This is a genomic window from Neoroseomonas eburnea (genome assembly GCF_018129005.1).
GTDB classification, from domain to species: domain Bacteria; phylum Pseudomonadota; class Alphaproteobacteria; order Acetobacterales; family Acetobacteraceae; genus Neoroseomonas; species Neoroseomonas eburnea.
Genome location: NZ_JAAEDL010000068.1, coordinates 2,501 through 6,088 on the forward strand (window position 1 = coordinate 2,501; position 3,588 = coordinate 6,088).

Annotated in this window: 1 protein-coding gene, 1 tRNA gene and 2 rRNA genes; 3 read left to right on the forward strand and 1 reads right to left on the reverse strand. The window is 59.9% G+C overall.

What is annotated here, in order from left to right:
- The first annotated feature begins 227 nt into the window (after positions 1 to 227).
- From GXW74_RS27580 to GXW74_RS27590, 3 genes are all read left to right on the forward strand, one after another.
- Positions 228 to 2,965: ribosomal RNA gene (locus tag GXW74_RS27580) — 23S ribosomal RNA — on the forward strand.
- A 111-nt stretch (positions 2,966 to 3,076) separates the two neighbouring features.
- Positions 3,077 to 3,191, forward strand: a 5S ribosomal RNA gene (gene rrf / locus GXW74_RS27585).
- A gap of 69 nt (positions 3,192 to 3,260) precedes the next feature.
- Positions 3,261 to 3,337: transfer RNA gene (locus GXW74_RS27590), tRNA-Met, on the forward strand.
- A 113-nt stretch (positions 3,338 to 3,450) separates the two neighbouring features.
- On the opposite strand, the gene GXW74_RS28530 is transcribed toward GXW74_RS27590, so the two are convergent.
- Positions 3,451 to 3,588: AMP-binding enzyme (locus GXW74_RS28530; protein ID WP_211850117.1), on the reverse strand; the 138-nt coding region annotated here is incomplete at its 5' end.

Here is a 3,588-nt window from a genome sequence, read left to right on the forward strand (position 1 = left end):
CCGAAACCCGCCCTGCGGCGCTGTTCGGGATCCTCGAGAGGGAACCGGGTGGCGCGGTGGGCGAGCATGTTCTTTCACATGGTGAAGATGATCAGTTGTGTGTGCGAGTGACGCACATCGTCCGGCCGAGTTTGACCGCGAGGCTGGGGATGTTGCGGGCGCTGCCGCCCGAGAGTGGTAGCGGCATGGGGCGTGGTTTGGCCCTGTGCGCGGGCGGTGGTGTGGATATGGAGTGAGAGAAGGGCATTCGGTGGATGCCTTGGCGCCAAGAGGCGATGAAGGACGTGGCACGCTGCGAAAAGCCGCGGGGAGATGCGAGCGATCGTTGATCCGCGGATGTCCGAATGGGGAAACCCACCCCTTTGGGGTATCCCGGCCTGAATTCATAGGGTCGGGAGGCAAACCCAGGGAACTGAAACATCTCAGTACCTGGAGGAAAAGACATCAACAGAGATTCCGCTAGTAGTGGCGAGCGAACGCGGAGCAGGCCAGTGGTCTTTGCGAAAGAAGCCGAACAGCCTGGAAAGGTTGGCCGCAGTGGGTGATAGCCCCGTAGGCGTAGTGTTCGCGAGGATCCTTGAGTAGGGCGGGGCACGTGAAACCCTGTCTGAACATGGGGGGACCACCCTCCAAGCCTAAATACTCCTTGGCGACCGATAGTGCACAAGTACCGTGAGGGAAAGGTGAAAAGCACCCCGACGAGGGGAGTGAAAGAGACCTGAAACCGGATGCCTACAAGCAGTCGGAGCCCGCAAGGGTGACGGCGTACCTTTTGTATAATGGGTCCGCGAGTTCGTGTTGGCAGCAAGCTTAAGCCGAGAGGTGTAGGCGCAGCGAAAGCGAGTCTGAATAGGGCGCATAGTTGCCGGCATGAGACCCGAAACCTGGTGATCTAGCCATGGACAGGCTGAAGGTGGGGTAACACCCACTGGAGGGCCGAACCCACGCCTGTTGAAAAAGTCGGGGATGATCTGTGGCTAGGGGTGAAAGGCCAATCAAACCAGGAAATAGCTGGTTCTCCGCGAAATCTATTGAGGTAGATCGTCCGTCGATCACCGTCGGAGGTAGAGCACCGGAAGGGCTAGGGGGGCCCAAAGCCCTACCAAACCCTACCGAACTCCGAATGCCGATGAGTGCAGGCGGGCAGACAGACAGTGGGTGCTAAGGTCCATTGTCGAGAGGGAAACAACCCAGACCACCAGCTAAGGCCCCCAAATGATGGCTAAGTGGGAAAGCATGTGAGACGGCCAAAACAACCAGGAGGTTGGCTTAGAAGCAGCCATCCTTTAAAGAAAGCGTAATAGCTCACTGGTCTAAACAAGCTGTCTTGCGGCGAAAATGTACCGGGGCTCAAGCCATCTGCCGAAGCTGTGGGTGCGTAGCAATACGCGCGGTAGCGGAGCGTTCCGTAGGCCTGTGAAGCGGTATCCGTGAGGGGCCGTGGAGGTATCGGAAGTGCGAATGCGGACATGAGTAGCGACAAACAGAGTGAGAAACTCTGTCGCCGAAAGTCCAAGGGTTCCTGCGCAAGGTTAATCCGCGCAGGGTGAGCCGGCCCCTAAGGCGAGGGCGAAAGCCGTAGCCGATGGGAACCAGGTGAATATTCCTGGGCCCGCCAGAAGTGACGGCCGTGAAGTTCTGTCATCCCTTATCGGATTGGGGTGGCAGTTGGATCGGTCCGGGAAATAGCTCTGGCATATGGACCGTACCCGAAACCGACACAGGTGGACTGGATGAGTATTCCAAGGCGCTTGAGAGAACCATACCGAAGGAACTAGGCAAATTGCCCGCGTAAGTTAGCGATAAGCGGGACCCGTCTGTGGGCAACCATGGGCGGGTGGCACAGACCAGGGGGTGGCGACTGTTTAGTAAAAACACAGGGCTCTGCGAAATCGAGAGATGACGTATAGGGTCTGACGCCTGCCCGGTGCCGGAAGGTTAAAGGGAGGAGTGCAAGCTCCGAACTGAAGCCCCGGTAAACGGCGGCCGTAACTATAACGGTCCTAAGGTAGCGAAATTCCTTGTCGGGTAAGTTCCGACCTGCACGAATGGCGTAACGACCTCCCCACTGTCTCCGGTATGGGCTCAGCGAAATTGAATTCCCCGTGAAGATGCGGGGTACCCGCGGTCAGACGGAAAGACCCTATGAACCTTTACTGCAGCTTGGCAGTGGCGCCAGGAAGGGGCTGTGTAGGATAGGTGGGAGCCATTGAAGCCGGGGCGCCAGCTCTGGTGGAGGCAACCTTGAAATACCACCCTGCGCCTTTCTGGCGTCTAACCGAACCCCGTCACCCGGGGTCGGGACCCTGCCTGGTGGGCAGTTTGACTGGGGCGGTCGCCTCCCAAAAGGTAACGGAGGCGCGCGATGGTGGGCTCAAGCCGGTCGGACATCGGCTGTTGAGTGCAAAGGCACAAGCCCGCCTGACTGCGAGCGCGACAGCGCGAGCAGGGACGAAAGTCGGCCTTAGTGATCCGGTGGTCCCGCGTGGAAGGGCCATCGCTCAACGGATAAAAGGTACTCTAGGGATAACAGGCTGATCTCCCCCAAGAGTCCACATCGACGGGGAGGTTTGGCACCTCGATGTCGGCTCATCGCATCCCGGGGCTGGAGCAGGTCCCAAGGGTTCGGCTGTTCGCCGATTAAAGCGGTACGTGAGCTGGGTTTAGAACGTCGTGAGACAGTTCGGTCCCTATCTGCCGTGGGTGTTGGAGACTTGAGAGGATCTTTCCCTAGTACGAGAGGACCGGGAAGGACGCACCTCTGGTGCACCGGTTGTCGCGCCAGCGGCACCGCCGGGTAGCCAAGTGCGGAATGGATAACCGCTGAAGGCATCTAAGCGGGAAACCAGCCTCAAGACGAGGTCTCCCCAAGGGCCGTGCAAGACCAGCACGTCGATAGGCCGCAGGTGGAAGCTCCGTAAGGAGTGCAGCCGAGCGGTCCTAATCACCCGATAGAACTCCTTATCCCAAACACCACCGCATGGTCACGAAAGTGGCCACCGCGCACAGCGCCAAGCCACGCTCACACACACAACACGATCATCCCATCACCACATCCGAGGATCCGGCCCGGTGGCCCGGTGGTTATCGCGGGGTTGCCACACCCGTTCCCATCCCGAACACGGCCGTGAAACACCCCAGCGCCCATGGTACTGCGTCTCAAGACGCGGGAGAGTCGGTCGCCGCCGGGCCACCAGGCCGGATCCTCTCAAACCTTCGTCCCACGGGATCTCTCTCCCCGCACGGACATCTCCCACCACCGCGGGGTGGAGCAGCCCGGTAGCTCGTCAGGCTCATAACCTGAAGGTCACAGGTTCAAATCCTGTCCCCGCATCCATCAACAGCTACAACCCGCCATACTCATCCGCGGCGGGTTTCGGCCTTCCAGCCATCCGCAGCACAACCTCGGCGAGACGCGCCAGCGCCAGTACTCCCGCCGAGCTTCTCAACTCACGCCGGGCACTGCGCCTCATCAAGCTGAACCCGCCTCCAATCGATCTTGTTGCTCGCGGTGCGCGGCAGGCTGTCCACGAAGGCAAACTCCCGCGGGACCTTGTAGGCTGCCATCTCCCCACGCGCCCAGGATGA